We start from the raw sequence: 17193 nt of genomic DNA on the forward strand, positions 1-17193 counted from the left end.
GCCCGGTTCGCCGGGTAACCCGGTTCAGTCGCGGTACAGCAGCAGCGCCTCGCCCTGGCCGCCACCGCCGCACAGGGACACGGCCGCCTTGCCGGTGCCCCGGCGCTTGAGCTCGTGGGCCGCGTGCAGGGCCAGCCTGGCCCCTGAGGCCCCGATCGGGTGGCCCAGGGCGATGGCCCCACCGTGGATGTTGCACTGCTCCAGCGGATAGTTGAGGTCCTTCAGGGACTGCACCGCGACGGAACCGAAAGCCTCGTTGATTTCGATGAAGTCGAGGTCCGCGGCGGACCAGCCGGCCTTGTCCAGGGCGTTCTTGATGGCGTTCGACGGCTGGGAATGCAGCGAGTTGTCCGGCCCGGCGACCTGGCCCGGCTTGCCGACTACCGCGAGGTACTCGAGGCCGTTGTCCTCGGCGAACTTGCGGCTGCTGAGCACCAGGGCGGCGGCGCCGTCGGACAGGGGAGAGGAGTTGCCCGCGGTGATGGTTCCGTCGGTGACGAACGCCGCGCGCAGGCCGGCCAGCGATTCGACCGTCGTGTCCGGCCGGATGCCCTCGTCGGAGGTGACGGCGATCGGATCGCCCTTGCGCTGCTTGACGCTCATCGCGGCGATCTCGCCGTCGAAGACGCCGTCCTTGGCGGCCCGGGCGGCACGCTGGTGCGACTGGGCCGCCACCTCGTCCTGGGAGGCCCGGTCGATGCCGAGGGTCAGGTTCTTGGTCTCGGTCGACAGTCCCATGGACTGCCCGTCGAAGGCATCGGTCAGGCCGTCGTGCGCGGCCACGTCCAGGGCCTGGACCGTGCCGTACGCCCAGCCCTGCCGGGAACCGGGCAGCACGTGCGGTGCGCGGGTCATGGACTCCTGGCCGCCGGCAACCACTATGGTGGCGTCGCCGCTGCGGATCATCCGGGCGGCGTCGATCACTGCGGTGAGGCCGGAGAGGCAGACCTTGTTGATGGTCACCGTCGGCACGTTCCAGCCGATGCCGGCACCGATGGCGCTCTGGCGCGCCGGGTTCTGGCCCGCTCCGGCCTGCAGGACCTGGCCGATGATCACGCTGTCCACCTGGTCGGCCCTGACGCCGCTGGCGGCAAGGGCCGCCCGGATGGCGTGGGTGCCGAGCTCGACGGCGGTGAAGCTGGCCAGCTGCCCGTTCAGGCGCCCCTGGGGGGTGCGGGCGGCGGCCAGTATGACAACATCGTTGTTATCTGCGGGATTGCTCATGGTGTTTTCTTCCGATCTACTTTCGACTATGTCTACGTTATCGTGAGCCCCGTCACCTATCCATTCGGCAGGGTCTCAGCTGCAGGTACGGCCGCTTTTGCGGCCGCCACGGGCGCCGCCCGGCGGGACTCTGCGAAGACTCTTCAAAGGCTCTGCGAAATACTTCTGGAAAATTCCGCCAAAACTTCGTGCTTGCAATCCCGCCGGAAGTGGGGTAGACAAGTAGGTTGCTTTGCCGTATCGTAGATATTTGCGTCTTCCCTGTTTACCTTCAGCCTTCATATAGCGGTGGGCTTAGCCTGACAGCTGTTCCATCAATGTGCCGTCTACAACGTGCACCAGCTTGGACAGCGCGGGTCCCGGGTCATATAGCGGAACCGGACTGGTAGCGCTGCGGAGTCATTCTGCAGAGTGCATAACGGGGGAGATCTGACAACGCCTGAAGGTCTGTGGAAGGATCCCTCTTGGTCGCCTCGAGCACCTCTAATGTAAACAACGCTACCGCTATCAATGCCGACAGCACCGACGGTGCAACCCGCCGGCTCTCATTCGCAAAGATTCACGAACCCCTTGATGTTCCGAATCTGCTCGCCCTGCAAACCGACAGCTTTGACTGGCTGGTCGGAAACGAACGCTGGCAGGCGCGCGTTGCGAAGGCCGTCGAAGAAGGCGACCTCAGCGTCGCCACCTCCTCGGGTCTGTCCGACATCTTCGAAGAGATCTCCCCGATCGAAGACTTCCAGGGCACCATGTCCCTGAGCTTCTCCGAGCCGGAGTTCGCTGACCCCAAATACACCATGGCTGAGTGCAAGGACCGGGACGCAACGTACTCGGCTCCGCTGTACGTCAAGGCCGAGTTCATGAACAACAACACGGGCGAAATCAAGCAGCAGACCGTGTTCATGGGTGACTTCCCGCTGATGACCGAGAAGGGCACCTTCGTCGTCAACGGCACGGAGCGTGTCGTCGTCTCCCAGCTGGTCCGCTCGCCGGGCGCCTACTTTGAGCGCACCGCCGACAAGACCAGCGACAAGGACATCTTCACCGCGAAGATCATCCCCTCCCGCGGCGCCTGGTTCGAACTCGAAATCGACAAGCGCGACCAGGTCGGCGTCCGTCTTGACCGCAAGCGCAAGCAGTCCGTCACCGTGCTGCTGAAGGCCCTCGGCTGGACCGAAGGCCAGATCCTCGAGGAATTCGGCCAGTACGACTCCATGCGCGCCACGCTGGAGAAGGACGCCACCGAGACCCGCGAAGACGCGTTGCTGGACATCTACCGGAAGCTGCGACCGGGCGAGCCGCCCACGGTTGAGGCTGCCCAGTCCCTGCTGGACAACCTGTACTTCAACTCCAAGCGCTACGATCTGGCCAAGGTCGGCCGTTACAAGATCAACCGCAAGCTTGGCATCGACCGCTCCCTTGGCGACAAGGAAGCTTCGGTCCTGCACGTTGAAGACATCGTGGCCATGATCAAGTTCCTGGTTGCCCTGCACGCCGGCGAGAAGACCCTCATGGGCAAGCGCGACGGCCAGGACCAAGAGCTGCGCGTCGAGATCGATGACATCGACCACTTCGGCAACCGCCGCATCCGCGCCGTCGGCGAGCTCATCGAGAACCAGGTCCGCACCGGCCTGTCCCGCATGGAGCGCGTTGTCCGCGAACGCATGACGACCCAGGACGTCGAGGCCATCACGCCGCAGACCCTGATCAACATCCGTCCCGTCGTGGCAGCCATCAAGGAGTTCTTCGGAACTTCCCAGCTGTCCCAGTTCATGGACCAGAACAACCCGCTCTCGGGTCTGACCCACAAGCGCCGCCTGTCCGCGCTTGGTCCGGGTGGTCTGTCCCGTGACCGTGCCGGCATGGAAGTTCGTGACGTGCACCCGTCCCACTACGGACGTATGTGCCCCATCGAAACTCCTGAAGGCCCGAACATTGGTCTGATCGGTTCGCTGGCTTCCTACGGACGCATCAACCCGTTCGGTTTCATCGAAACCCCGTACCGCCTTGTCGCCGAGGGTGTCGTCTCCGATGAGGTCAAGTACCTCACGGCCGACGACGAAGCCGAGGTCCTGATCGCACAGGCCAACGCCCCGCTCGACGCGAACAAGAAGTTCGCGGAAGAGACCGTCCTGGTCCGTGCCCGCGGTGGTGGAGGCGAGCCCGTGCTGGTTCCCGCCGCCGACGTCGAGTTCATGGACGTTTCCCCGCGCCAGATGGTGTCCGTGGCTACCGCCCTGATCCCGTTCCTCGAGCATGACGATGCTAACCGTGCACTCATGGGTGCCAACATGCAGCGCCAGGCCGTGCCGCTGGTCCGTTCCGAGGCACCGTTCGTCGGTACCGGCATGGAACGCGCCGCTGCTGTCGACGCCGGTGACGTCACCATCGCCAAGAAGGCCGGTGTGGTTACCGAGGTCTCCGCTGAGCTGGTCATCATGCTCAACGACGACGGTACGGAAACCAACTACCGCATCAACAAGTTCGCGCGTTCCAACCAGGGCAACTGCTACAACAACCGTGTCCTGGTGAACGAAGGCCAGCGCCTGGAGGTCGGCGGCATCATCGCTGACGGCCCGGCAACGGACCAGGGCGAGCTCGCCCTCGGTAAGAACCTCCTCGTGGCATTCATGTCATGGGAAGGCCACAACTTCGAGGATGCCATCATCCTGTCCCAGCGCATCGTGGCCGAGGACGTCCTGTCCTCCATCCACATCGAGGAGCACGAGATCGATGCCCGCGACACCAAGCTTGGTGCCGAGGAAATCACCCGTGACATCCCCAACGTGTCTGAGGAAGTCCTGGCAGGCCTGGACGAGCGCGGCATCATCCACATTGGTGCCGAGGTTGAAGCCGGCGACATCCTGGTCGGTAAGGTCACCCCCAAGGGCGAGACCGAGCTGACCCCGGAAGAGCGCCTGCTGCGCGCCATCTTCGGTGAAAAGTCCCGCGAAGTGCGCGACACCTCCCTGAAGGTTCCGCACGGCGAGTCCGGCACGGTGATCGGTGTCCGCGTCTTCGACCGCGACAACGACGACGAGCTGCCCCCGGGCGTCAACCAGCTGGTGCGCGTGTACGTCGCTGCCAAACGCAAGATCACCGACGGCGACAAGCTCGCCGGCCGTCACGGCAACAAGGGTGTTATCTCCAAGATCCTCCCGATCGAGGACATGCCCTTCCTTGCCGACGGTACCCCCGTTGATATCGTCCTGAACCCGCTGGGTGTTCCGGGCCGTATGAACGTCGGCCAGGTGCTGGAAACGCACCTCGGCTGGGTTGCCAAGACCGGCTGGAAGATCGAGGGCGAGCCCGAGTGGGTCAAGCAGCTGCCGAACCTGCCGCGCGAGAGTGGCCAGACCACTGTGGCGACGCCGGTCTTCGACGGTGCGCGTGAAGAGGAAATCACGGGCCTGCTCGATTCCACCAACGTCACCCGCGACGGCGACCGCCTGATCAACTCCTCCGGCAAGACCCGTCTGTTCGACGGCCGCTCCGGTGAGCCGTTCCCGGATCCGATCTCGGTCGGCTACATGTACATCCTGAAGCTCCACCACCTGGTGGACGACAAGATCCACGCCCGTTCCACCGGCCCGTACTCCATGATCACGCAGCAGCCGCTGGGTGGTAAGGCACAGTTCGGTGGCCAGCGCTTCGGTGAAATGGAAGTGTGGGCGCTCGAAGCTTACGGCGCCGCGTACACGCTCCAGGAACTGCTGACGATCAAGTCGGATGATATCCACGGTCGTGTGAAGGTCTACGAAGCCATCGTCAAGGGCGAGAACATCCCCGAGCCGGGCGTTCCTGAGTCCTTCAAGGTCTTGATCAAGGAAATGCAGTCGCTGTGCCTGAACGTGGAAGTGCTTTCCACGGACGGAACCACAATTGAAATGCGTGACTCTGATGACGCAGTCTTCACGGCTGCGGAAGAACTGGGCATCGATCTGTCTCGTGCAGAGCCCAGTTCCGTAGAAGAGGTTTAGCAGGGGCCCGGAGGAAAGCAGACGGCCCACCGGCCCAATCTGCTTTTCTCCGGCTCCTCCCTCTTCCCGTAACCCAAGACTTCAGAATTTAGAGAACAAGAGAGAACAGGGACCATATGTCCAGCGAATCCTCCTTCGGCCTCATGCAGATCGGCCTCGCCACCGCGGAAGACATCCGTGGCTGGTCGTACGGCGAGGTTAAGAAGCCGGAAACCATCAACTACCGCACGCTCAAGCCCGAGAAGGACGGCCTCTTCTGCGAGAAGATCTTCGGCCCTTCCCGCGACTGGGAATGCTACTGCGGTAAGTACAAGCGCGTGCGCTTCAAGGGCATCATCTGCGAGCGGTGTGGCGTTGAGGTCACCCGTGCCAAGGTCCGCCGTGAGCGCATGGGCCACATCGAGCTGGCCGCCCCGGTCACGCACATCTGGTACTTCAAGGGTGTTCCCTCCCGCCTGGGCTACCTCCTTGACCTGGCACCGAAGGACCTCGAAAAGGTCATCTACTTCGCCGCCTACATGATCACGAGCGTCGACGCCGACAGCCGCCACGAAGAACTGCCCAACCTCCAGGTTGAGCACGACATCGAGAAGAAGCAGCTGATCGACAACCGCGACTCCGACATCGCCACGATCGCCCGCGACCTCGAGAACGAGCTCGCCCGTCTCGAAGGCGAAGGCGCGAAGGCTGCCGACAAGAAGAAGGCCCGCGACTCCGCTGACCGCCAGATGGCGAACGTCCGCAAGCGCGCCGACGCCGAAATCGAGCGCCTCGAGCAGGTCTGGGACCGCTTCAAGAACCTCAAGGTCGCTGACCTCGAAGGTGACGAGGGCCTGTACCGCGAACTGCGCGACCGCTACGGGATGTACTTCGAAGGCTCCATGGGTGCCGAGGCCATCAAGAAGCGTCTTGAGAACTTCGACATGCAGGCCGAGTCGGACATGCTGCGCGACATCATCGCCAACGGCAAGGGCCAGCGCAAGACCCGCGCCCTGAAGCGGCTCAAGGTGGTTAACGCGTTCCTGACGACCAACAACAGCCCGCTCGGCATGGTGCTGGACGCCGTCCCGGTGATCCCGCCGGAACTGCGCCCGATGGTCCAGCTGGACGGTGGCCGCTTCGCGACCTCCGACCTCAACGACCTCTACCGCCGCGTGATCAACCGCAACAACCGCCTCAAGCGCCTGCTTGATCTCGGTGCTCCGGAGATCATCGTCAACAACGAGAAGCGCATGCTTCAGGAAGCTGTTGACAGCCTCTTCGACAACGGCCGCCGCGGCCGTCCGGTCACCGGACCGGGCAACCGTCCGCTGAAGTCCCTGAGCGACATGCTCAAGGGCAAGCAGGGCCGGTTCCGCCAGAACCTCCTCGGCAAGCGCGTCGACTACTCCGGCCGTTCGGTCATCGTCGTCGGCCCGCAGCTGAAGCTGCACCAGTGTGGTCTGCCCAAGCAGATGGCCCTGGAGCTCTTCAAGCCGTTCGTGATGAAGCGCCTGGTTGACCTCAACCACGCCCAGAACATCAAGTCGGCCAAGCGCATGGTGGAGCGTTACCGTCCGCAGGTCTGGGACGTCCTCGAAGAGATCATCACCGAGCACCCCGTGCTGCTGAACCGTGCACCTACCCTGCACCGTCTCGGCATCCAGGCGTTCGAGCCGCAGCTCGTTGAAGGCAAGGCAATCCAGCTGCACCCGCTGGTTTGTGGCGCCTTCAACGCCGACTTCGACGGCGACCAGATGGCAGTCCACCTGCCGCTGAGCCCCGAAGCCCAGGCCGAGGCCCGCATCCTGATGCTGTCCTCGAACAACATCCTGAAGCCGTCTGACGGCCGCCCGGTGACCCTGCCGTCGCAGGATATGATCATCGGTCTCTACCACCTGACCACCAAGCGTGTCGGTTCAGCTGGCGAAGGCCGGATCTTCTCCTCGGTCGCGGAAGCCATCATGGCCTACGACCTTCACGAGCTGCACTTGAACTCCAAGGTCAAGATCCGCCTCGAGGACTTCGTGCCGTACGCCGGCTGGGAAGCCCCGGAGGGCTGGGAGCCCGGTCAGATGGCATTGGTCGAGACCTCCCTCGGCCAGGTCATCTTCAACCAGACGCTGCCCGCGGACTACCCGTGGGTTGAGGATGTTGCCGACAAGGGCGAGCTGTCCCGGATCGTCAACGACCTCGCCGAGCGCTACCCGAAGGTGATCACGGCGGCAACGCTGGACAACCTGAAGGATGCCGGTTTCTACTGGGCCACCCGGTCCGGTGTCACCGTTGCCATCTCCGACATCGAGGTGCCCACGGACAAGCCGCGGATCCTCGCCGGTTACGAGACCATGGCTGCCAAGATCCAGGGCCAGTACGACAAGGGCCTGATCGACGACGACGAGCGTCGCCAGGAACTGATCGAGATCTGGAACAAGGCAACGAACGAGATCGCCCAGGCGATGCGTGACAGCCTGTCGCCGATGAACACCATCAACCGCATGGTGTCCTCCGGTGCACGTGGTAACTGGATGCAGGTCCGTCAGATCGCGGGTATCCGTGGCCTGGTGGCTAACCCTAAGGGTGAAATCATCCCGCGTCCGATCAAGTCCTCCTACCGCGAGGGCCTGTCGGTGCTGGAATACTTCATCGCCACGCACGGTGCCCGTAAGGGTCTGGCTGACACCGCCCTGCGTACCGCCAACTCGGGTTACCTGACCCGTCGTCTGGTGGACGTTTCGCAGGACGTCATTGTCCGCGAAGAGGACTGCGGTACCGAGCGCGGCCTGATGACCGCGATCGCGGTGGCCGACGCCAACGGCGTCCTCGTCCTGGACGAGAACGTCGAGAACAGCGCCTACGCCCGCACCCTGGCCGTGGACGTCGTCGACTCCAAGGGCAAGGTCCTGGCAGCTGCCGGCACCGACTGCGGCGACGTCGTCATTGCCGAACTGTTCGCAGCCGGCATCACTGAGGTCAAGGTCCGCTCCGTGCTCACCTGTGAGTCCAGCGTCGGCACCTGCGCCCTGTGCTACGGCCGTTCGCTGGCCACTGGCAAGACCGTCGACATCGGTGAGGCCGTGGGCATCATTGCCGCACAGTCCATCGGTGAGCCGGGCACCCAGCTGACCATGCGTACGTTCCACACCGGTGGTGCTGTTTCCGCCAGCGGCGGCGACGACATCACCCAGGGTCTGCCCCGTATCCAGGAGCTCTTCGAAGCCCGTACTCCGAAGGGTGTCGCACCGATTGCTGAAGCAGCCGGCCGCATCACCATCGAAGAGTCCGAGCGCCAGATGCGCCTGGTCATCACCCCGGATGACGGATCTGAAGAGATCGCTTACCCGGTGCTGCGCCGTTCACGTCTCCTCATCGAAGACGGCGATCACGTCAGCGTTGGCCAGAAGCTCATCAACGGCCCGGTCGATCCCAAGCAGGTGCTGCGCATCATGGGTCCCCGTGCCGCGCAGAAGTTCCTGGTGGACGAAGTCCAGGGCGTGTACCGCAGCCAGGGCATCGGTATCCACGACAAGCACGTCGAGGTTATCGTTCGCCAGATGCTGCGCCGCGTCACGGTCATCGAGTCCGGCGAATCGGATCTGCTGCCCGGCGAGCTCGCCGAGCGCAGCCGTTTCGAAGAGGCCAACCGCCGCGTTGTGTCCGAGGGCAAGACGCCGGCATCCGGCCGTCCCGAGCTCATGGGCATCACCAAGGCGTCCCTGGCGACCGAGTCCTGGCTGTCCGCAGCTTCCTTCCAGGAAACCACCCGCGTCCTGACGCAGGCGGCCATGGAAGGCAAGAGCGATCCGCTGCTCGGCCTCAAGGAAAACGTCATCATCGGTAAGCTCATCCCGGCCGGCACGGGTCTCCCGCGCTACACCGAGGTCACCGTGGAACCCACTGAAGAAGCAAAGGCCAACCTGTTCACCGGCCCCAGCGCATTCAGTGACTTCTCCTACGACACGCTGGGCGGCGACGGAGCTCCCGAGTTCCACGCCATCCCGCTGGATGACTACGATCTCGGCAGCGACTTCCGCTGACACTGAGTGACTCAAAGGCCCCGTTCCCACCTCGGTGGGGGCGGGGCCTTTCCCGTGCTAAACCCCGCCGATTAAGGGCTGGGACCCGTCCGTGTTAGACTTGAGACTAATTGTTATTGTGGCAGTGGATGAGTGCGCCGGTTTGAGTCAGACAGCTTGCAGCTGAAAGGTTCAACCAGGACGACGTTTCCGGTTTGCAGGGTTCTTGTGCAACGTATGCCACATTTTCGCATGCCTAGGGGCAATTCAGGTCGAAAGTCCTTGGACCCCGGCGTGCGGTCCGACTATTAAGGCTTCGCCTCAGCTGCTCTGGAGAGAACTTCAAAGCTCGGGCGGCGAGGCGCAGCGACAAGAGAGCGGCCGCCAACGGCCGCTCCGGATAAAACGGAGAACACGAGAGTGCCTACGATTAACCAGCTGGTCCGCAAGGGCCGCACGCCTAAGGTCAAAAAGACCAAGGCTCCCGCGCTTAACGGCAGCCCGATGCGCCGCGGTGTTTGCACCCGCGTCTACACGACGACCCCGAAGAAGCCGAACTCGGCTCTGCGTAAGGTTGCTCGCGTGCGCCTCAACGGCGGCATTGAAGTCACCGCGTACATCCCCGGCGTAGGCCACAACCTGCAGGAGCACTCCATTGTGCTCGTCCGCGGCGGCCGCGTGAAGGACCTTCCGGGTGTCCGCTACAAGATCGTCCGTGGCGCCCTCGATACCCAGGGTGTCAAGAACCGTAAGCAGGCTCGCAGCCGCTACGGCGCAAAGATGGAGAAGAAGTAATATGCCTCGCAAGGGTCCGGCCCCCAAGCGGCCGCTAGTTCTAGATCCCGTTTACGGCTCCCCGCTGGTCACCCAGCTCATCAACAAGGTGCTGGTTGACGGCAAGAAATCCACCGCAGAGCGCATCGTTTACGGTGCACTCGAGGGTGCTCGCGCCAAGTCCGGCGGCGACCCCGTTGCAGCCCTCAAGAAGGCCATGGAGAACGTCAAGCCTTCGCTTGAGGTCCGCTCCCGCCGTGTTGGTGGCGCCACCTACCAGGTTCCCGTTGAGGTCAAGCCGGGCCGTTCCACGGCCCTCGCCCTCCGCTGGCTGGTTGGCTACTCCAAGGCCCGCCGTGAAAAGACCATGACCGAGCGCCTCCAGAACGAAATCCTGGATGCCTCGAACGGTCTCGGTGCCGCTGTGAAGCGTCGCGAAGACACCCACAAGATGGCCGAGTCCAACAAGGCCTTCGCACACTACCGCTGGTAATACTTCCCGGACGCCGCCGGCTCGACTGAGCCGGCGGCGAACGTGCAGTCCATCCGAAAGGGAGACACCGTGGCACAGGACGTGCTTACCGACCTTAGCAAGGTCCGCAACATCGGCATCATGGCCCACATCGATGCCGGCAAGACCACTACTACCGAGCGCATCCTGTTCTACACGGGTGTGAACCACAAGATCGGCGAAACGCACGACGGCGCTTCGACGACTGACTGGATGGAACAGGAAAAGGAACGCGGCATCACCATCACGTCTGCCGCCGTGACCTGCTTCTGGGAAAACAACCAGATCAACATCATCGACACCCCCGGCCACGTTGACTTCACGGTCGAGGTTGAGCGCTCCCTGCGCGTCCTCGACGGCGCAGTCGCCGTGTTCGACGGCAAGGAAGGCGTGGAGCCGCAGTCCGAGACTGTTTGGCGCCAGGCCGACAAGTACAACGTTCCGCGCATCTGCTTCGTCAACAAGATGGACAAGCTCGGCGCTGACTTCTACTTCACCGTCGACACCATCATTGGCCGCCTCGGTGCCAAGCCGCTCGTTATGCAGCTGCCGATCGGTGCCGAGAACGACTTCGTCGGCGTCGTCGACCTCCTTTACATGCGCGCGCTGGTCTGGCCCGGCGACGCCAAGGGTGACGTCACCATGGGTGCCAAGTACGAGATCCGCGAGATCCCGGCTGACCTCCAGGCGAAGGCCGAAGAGTACCGCGCAACTCTCGTCGAGACTGTTGCCGAGTCCTCCGAAGAACTCATGGAGAAGTACCTCGAGGGCGAAGAGATCAGCACCGACGAGCTCAAGGCCGGCATCCGCAAGATGACGATCAACTCCGAGCTGTACCCGGTGTTCTGTGGCTCTGCCTTCAAGAACCGCGGTGTCCAGCCGATGCTTGACGCCGTCGTCGACTACCTGCCGAACCCGCTCGACGTCCCGCCGATGATCGGTCACGATCCCCGCGACGAAGAGAAAGAACTGACGCGCAAGCCGTCTTCCGAAGAGCCGTTCTCGGCTCTGGCGTTCAAGATTGCCACGCACCCGTTCTTCGGCCAGCTCACCTTCATTCGCGTGTACTCCGGTCACGTTGAAGCCGGTTCCCAGGTGGTTAACTCCACCAAGGGCAAGAAGGAGCGCATCGGCAAGCTGTTCCAGATGCACGCCAACAAGGAAATGCCGGTTGACGGCGCTACCGCTGGCCACATCTACGCAGCGATCGGGCTGAAGGATACGACCACGGGTGACACCCTGTGCGACTCCAGCAACCAGATCGTGCTTGAGTCCATGAGCTTCCCGGAGCCCGTGATCTCTGTTGCGATCGAGCCGAACACCAAGGGTGACCAGGAGAAGCTCTCCACGGCCATCCAGAAGCTCTCCGCTGAGGACCCGACCTTCCAGGTCTCCCTCAACGAGGACACCGGCCAGACCATCATCGCCGGCATGGGCGAGCTCCACCTGGACATCCTGGTGGACCGCATGCGCCGCGAATTCAAGGTCGAGGCCAATGTCGGCAAGCCGCAGGTTGCTTACCGCGAAACCATCAAGCGTGCTGTAGAGCGTCACGACTACACGCACAAGAAGCAGACCGGTGGTTCCGGCCAGTTCGCAAAGATCCAGATTGCGATCGCGCCCTTGGACACGTCCGAAGGCGAGCTGTACGAGTTCGAGAACAAGGTCACCGGTGGCCGTATTCCCCGCGAATACATCCCGTCGGTGGACGCCGGTATCCAGGATGCACTGAACGACGGCGTCCTGGCCGGTTACCCGGTTGTCGGCATCAAGGCCACGCTGATTGACGGCGCGTACCACGATGTTGACTCCTCGGAAATGGCGTTCAAGATCGCTGGCCGGATGGCTTTCAAGGAAGCCGCACGCAAGGCGAACCCCATCCTGCTCGAACCGCTGATGGATGTCGAGGTCCGCACCCCTGAGGAATACATGGGTGAAGTTATCGGTGACCTCAACTCCCGCCGTGGCCAGATGCAGTCCATGGAAGATGCCCAGGGCGTCAAGGTCATCCGCGCGCACGTCCCGTTGTCCGGCATGTTCGGCTACATCGGTGACCTGCGCTCGAAGACCCAGGGCCGCGCTGTGTACTCCATGACGTTCCACAGCTACGCCGAGGTCCCGAAGGCATACGCCGACGAGATCATCCAGAAGAACCGCGGCGAGTAGTCCCTAGGGACAATCGCAGCAACAAAAACTCGGATGCGTCTCCGCCAACGGAGGTTCATCTGGTGCAAGTGGCCGGGCACCGGTCCAGACCGAAGTCCGGCCGCCTGCACGAACAGGCTCTAGGCACTAGCATTAGTACCTGAATCTGCAATTTCACCAATCCAAAGCCCCCCAAGTAGACTTACTGGAGTTTCTGCCGCGACAAGCGCGGCCGAAGGGTAAGTCATTTGAAAACGTTCTAGGAGGAACCTGTGGCAAAGGCAAAGTTCGAGCGGACTAAGCCGCACGTTAACATCGGTACCATTGGTCACGTTGACCACGGTAAGACGACGCTGACGGCCGCCATTTCCAAGGTGCTGTACGACAAGTACCCGACTCTCAACGAGAAGCGTGACTTCGCGTCGATTGACTCTGCTCCCGAAGAGCGTCAGCGCGGCATTACCATCAACATCTCCCACGTTGAGTACCAGACCGAGAAGCGTCACTACGCACACGTAGACGCTCCGGGTCACGCTGACTACATCAAGAACATGATCACCGGCGCTGCTCAGATGGACGGTGCAATCCTCGTGGTTGCCGCCACTGACGGCCCGATGGCTCAGACCCGCGAGCACGTTCTGCTCGCCCGCCAGGTTGGCGTTCCCTACCTGCTGGTCGCGCTGAACAAGGCTGACATGGTCGATGACGAGGAACTCCTCGACCTCGTCGAAATGGAAGTTCGCGAGCTGCTCAGCTCGCAGGGCTTCGATGGCGACGAAGCTCCGGTCATCCGCGTTTCGGGCCTGAAGGCTCTGGAAGGCGACCCGGAGTGGGTCAAGTCCATCGAGGACCTCATGGAAGCCGTCGACAACTCGGTTCCGGACCCCGTACGTGACCGTGACAAGCCCTTCCTGATGCCGATCGAAGACGTCTTCACGATCACCGGCCGTGGCACCGTTGTTACGGGCCGCGCCGAGCGTGGAACCCTCGCGATCAACTCTGAGGTCGAGATCGTCGGCATCCGCCCGGTCCAGAAGACCACGGTTACCGGTATCGAGATGTTCCACAAGCAGCTCGACGAAGCATGGGCCGGCGAGAACTGTGGCCTCCTGCTCCGCGGTCTGAAGCGCGACGATGTCGAGCGCGGCCAGGTTGTCGTCAAGCCGGGTTCCATCACCCCGCACACCGACTTCGAGGCTAACGTCTACATCCTCTCCAAGGACGAAGGCGGGCGTCACAACCCGTTCTACTCCAACTACCGCCCGCAGTTCTACTTCCGGACCACGGACGTAACCGGCGTTATCACCCTGCCGGAAGGCACGGAAATGGTTATGCCTGGCGACAACACTGAGATGACCGTTGCGCTCATCCAGCCGATCGCAATGGAAGAGGGCCTCGGCTTCGCTATCCGCGAAGGCGGCCGCACCGTTGGTTCGGGACGCGTCACCAAGATCGTCAAGTAATTACTTGCTGATCTGATGCTTGACCACTGATCAGCCAGCCGTCTGGCAGCTGAACAGAGGATCGGGAACAGCCCCGCTGCACTAGCAGCGGGGCTGTTCCTTTTAACTTCCTGATACCTTTGCAGGAAGGGAAGGGAGCTCACCATGGGCTGGTTCATTTTTCTGCTGGTCGCCGTCGCGGTCGTCGTCGCGTTCTTTTGGGCGAAGAGGCACTTCCGCCAGGAGATCGAGCGCGCCAAGCGCATCAATCGGGCCAACCGCAACCCGTAGCAGCGGCCCCGGCCGGACTCAGGGCCGGCGTGCCCGCGCGAGGGCCTGGTACCAGTAGTAGGAATCTTTGGGCGTGCGCTGGAGGGTGGAGAAATCCACGTGCACGAGGCCGAACCGCTGCGAGTAGCCGGCAGCCCATTCGAAGTTGTCCATGAGCGTCCAGACGTAGTAGCCGAGAAGGTCGACGTCGTGGGCCAGGCCCCCGGGGGAGGTCGCCTCCAGCGCCTGGCCGAGGTGTGCGGCGAGATACGCAACCCGGCCGGCGTCGGGGATAGGGCCGGTGACGTGGTCCGGTTCCGGGAAGCTCGCCCCGCTCTCGGTGATGTAGAGCGGCGGCAGCGACGCGCCATACCTGTCCTTCAGCTCGCGGAGCAGGATTCCCAGATGGTCCGGAGCGACCGGCCAGCCGAAGCCCGTGCGTTCGTACTCCGGGAACGCGGCGAGGTGGAACGGTACTTTCAGCGTCGCCTCCGCGGCGGAGGAGGGGCTGTCGACGCCGCGCCCCGCGGCCACCCTGACAGGGTAGTAGTAATTCAGGCCGTAGAAATCCAGCGGCTGGTGGATCGTGGCGAGATCAGCATCGGTCATGCTCCGCAGTGAACGGAGCCACGGCCGGGCGATCAGCGGCGGCCGGGGAAAACGGCCCAGGAGGATGGGGTCCGCGTAGAGCCGGTTCAGCACGAAGTCGAATACCCTGGCCAGCAGCCGGTCGGGTATGGAGCCGGTGGCCGGCCGGACGGGCGAATGCAGGTTCGCGACGCCGACGGCGCCGGCGACGCCTTCCGCCCGCAGCGCCTGCACGGCCAGGCCGTGCCCCAGGAGCTGATGGCGCACCGACGGCAGGGCGTCGAAGAGCAGGCCGCGGCCCGGCGCGTGGACGCCGAGGGCGTAGCCGTTCAGGGTAACCGAGGCGGGCTCGTTCAGCGTCACCCACTGCGCCACCCGATCGCCGAACCGCTTGCCGGCGGCCGCGCTGTACTCAGCAAACCGGTCCGCCGTCGAACGGTTCATCCAGCCGCCCCGGTGTTCGAGGGGCAGCGGCGTATCCCAATGGTAGAGGGTGGCCATGGGCGAGATGCCGGCGGCGAGGAGCCGGTCGATCAGGCGGTCGTAGAAGTCCAGGCCCGCAGCATTGAAGCGGCCGGTGCCCTCCGGCTGGACCCGCGGCCACGAGATCGAGAAACGGTAGGAATCGATCCCGAGATCGCGCATCAGGTCGATGTCTTCGTCGGCGCGGTTATAGTGATCGCAGGCGACGGCGGGGGAGTGCCCGTGCAGGATGTTGCCGGGCTTTTCGGCAAAGGCGTCCCAGCCGGAGGGCCCGCGGCCGCCGGCGGCGAGGCTCCCCTCAATCTGGAAGGCCGCGGAGGAAACACCCAGGGTGAATCCCGGGCTCAGGCGCGCGGCGAGGGCCTGAACTGCTACAGAATCCTGCACAGTCATGCCCCTATCATCCATTCGATGGCGATTCAGGACAATGGCCCTCCGGCCCTGATTGCACTGCCGTGATTGCAGTGCTGCAGTGGGCTGATTCGCTTCTGCCCGCAAATTCCGGCATACTAGATGAGTTGTTCAAGCGCTCTTTCGCGTCCCGATCCGGATAATGCCGGGTGCCAGGGTCCAAGTGAGAGACCAAACATAACCCACTCCCCATGGAATTGCGGACGCGTACGTGTGAAAACGTACGACACGCCCGACCGCGGGGGTCGGTTACGTCGGCAGGTTGAGGAACCCGGATCCTTCCGGATTCAGCTTGTGCGGCGGGTGGTAGTCACGACTTCAAATGCTTCGGCAGCCACATACAACAGGCAAGTAAACAGAGCAGCATTTACTGAAAGAGAGTCAGGCGACATGGCGGGACAAAAAATCCGCATCCGGCTGAAGTCATACGACCACGAGGTCATTGACGTTTCAGCACGGAAGATCGTTGAGACGGTCACGCGCGCAGGCGCAACTGTAGTTGGCCCCGTGCCGCTGCCGACGGAGAAGAACGTTTACTGCGTTATCCGCTCTCCGCACAAGTACAAGGACAGCCGCGAGCACTTCGAAATGCGCACGCACAAGCGTCTTATCGACATCATCGATCCCACGCCCAAGGCTGTTGATTCGCTCATGCGTCTCGACCTGCCGGCCGACGTGAACATCGAAATCAAGCTGTAGGGAGGTGCTGAGAGACTATGACCGCAACCCGTAACGTAAAGGGCCTGCTGGGCACGAAGCTCGGCATGACCCAGGTCTGGGACGAGAACAACAAGCTCATCCCCGTCACTGTGGTCCAGGCTGACTCGAACGTCATCACGCAGCTGCGCAATGCAGAAACTGATGGCTATGTCGCCGTTCAGATCGGCTACGGCCAGATCGATCCCCGCAAGGTCACCAAGCCGCTGGCTGGTCACTTTGAAAAGGCAGGCGTCACGCCTCGCCGCCACGTCGTAGAACTGCGCACTGCAGATGCTGACTCTTACGAGCTGGGCCAGGAGCTCTCCGTAGAGCTCTTCGAAGCCGGCCAGAAGATCGACGTCGTTGGCACCACCAAGGGTAAGGGCTTCGCCGGTGTTATGAAGCGTCACGGCTTCCACGGCGTTGGAGCTTCCCACGGTGCCCACAAGAACCACCGTAAGCCCGGTTCAATCGGTGGCGCATCCACCCCGAGCCGCGTCTTCAAGGGCATGAAAATGGCCGGCCGCATGGGCGCCGTTCGTCACACCACGCTGAACCTCACGGTCCACGCGGTTGACGTCGAGAAGTCGCTGCTCCTGATCAAGGGCGCCGTTCCCGGCGCCCGCGGCCAGGTCGTACTCGTACGCACCGCCGTGAAGGGAGCCTAGTTC

11 protein-coding genes are annotated in these 17193 nt (G+C 63.0%); 9 read left to right on the forward strand and 2 right to left on the reverse strand.

The features are described from left to right. Positions 1-24 precede the first annotated feature (24 nt). The gene (locus AC1DZQ_RS11080; RefSeq protein WP_476963582.1) at positions 25-1224 is read right to left on the reverse strand and encodes an acetyl-CoA C-acetyltransferase; all 1200 of its coding nucleotides are present in this window, start codon (positions 1222-1224) and stop codon (positions 25-27) included. Between the two features lie 464 nt (positions 1225-1688). Here AC1DZQ_RS11080 and rpoB point away from each other — a divergent pair, with 464 nt between their 5' ends. The 7 genes from rpoB (at position 1689) to AC1DZQ_RS11115 (ending at position 14362) form a co-directional block, all read left to right on the forward strand. Beyond that, complete coding sequence (gene rpoB, locus AC1DZQ_RS11085) at positions 1689-5204, forward strand: DNA-directed RNA polymerase subunit beta (RefSeq protein ID WP_476963583.1); 3516 nt, start codon at positions 1689-1691, stop codon at positions 5202-5204. Positions 5205-5320: 116 nt separating this feature from the next. Further along, entirely contained in the window at positions 5321-9220 is a 3900-nt protein-coding gene (locus tag AC1DZQ_RS11090; RefSeq protein ID WP_476963584.1) for a DNA-directed RNA polymerase subunit beta', read from the forward strand. Positions 9221-9619: 399 nt separating this feature from the next. Continuing rightward, positions 9620-9994 carry a 30S ribosomal protein S12 gene (rpsL, locus tag AC1DZQ_RS11095; protein ID WP_018773658.1) on the forward strand — a complete coding sequence of 125 codons (375 nt, stop codon included), beginning with the start codon at positions 9620-9622 and terminating at the stop codon, positions 9992-9994. 1 nt (position 9995) lies between these two features. Beyond that, positions 9996-10466: a 30S ribosomal protein S7 gene (rpsG, locus tag AC1DZQ_RS11100; RefSeq protein ID WP_011692813.1), complete on the forward strand. Its 471-nt coding sequence runs from the start codon at positions 9996-9998 to the stop codon at positions 10464-10466. Positions 10467-10535: 69 nt separating this feature from the next. Continuing rightward, entirely contained in the window at positions 10536-12650 is a 2115-nt protein-coding gene (gene fusA, locus AC1DZQ_RS11105) for an elongation factor G (protein ID WP_476963585.1), read from the forward strand. 251 nt (positions 12651-12901) lie between these two features. Then, positions 12902-14092: an elongation factor Tu gene (tuf, locus tag AC1DZQ_RS11110; RefSeq protein ID WP_090575294.1), complete on the forward strand. Its 1191-nt coding sequence runs from the start codon at positions 12902-12904 to the stop codon at positions 14090-14092. Positions 14093-14236: 144 nt separating this feature from the next. Continuing rightward, the gene (locus tag AC1DZQ_RS11115; protein WP_476963586.1) at positions 14237-14362 is read left to right on the forward strand and encodes a hypothetical protein; all 126 of its coding nucleotides are present in this window, start codon (positions 14237-14239) and stop codon (positions 14360-14362) included. Between the two features lie 18 nt (positions 14363-14380). On the opposite strand, the gene AC1DZQ_RS11120 is transcribed toward AC1DZQ_RS11115, so the two are convergent. Then, entirely contained in the window at positions 14381-15805 is a 1425-nt protein-coding gene (locus tag AC1DZQ_RS11120; protein WP_476963587.1) for a GH1 family beta-glucosidase, read from the reverse strand. Positions 15806-16213: 408 nt separating this feature from the next. Here AC1DZQ_RS11120 and rpsJ point away from each other — a divergent pair, with 408 nt between their 5' ends. Both rpsJ and rplC read left to right on the forward strand, forming a co-directional pair. Then, the gene (gene rpsJ / locus AC1DZQ_RS11125; RefSeq protein ID WP_003803825.1) at positions 16214-16522 is read left to right on the forward strand and encodes a 30S ribosomal protein S10; all 309 of its coding nucleotides are present in this window, start codon (positions 16214-16216) and stop codon (positions 16520-16522) included. A 17-nt stretch (positions 16523-16539) separates the two neighbouring features. Further along, positions 16540-17190 carry a 50S ribosomal protein L3 gene (gene rplC, locus AC1DZQ_RS11130; RefSeq protein ID WP_003803812.1) on the forward strand — a complete coding sequence of 217 codons (651 nt, stop codon included), beginning with the start codon at positions 16540-16542 and terminating at the stop codon, positions 17188-17190. The last annotated feature ends 3 nt before the right edge of the window (positions 17191-17193 follow it).

Source organism: Arthrobacter sp. P1_C12_2, assembly GCF_056406415.1.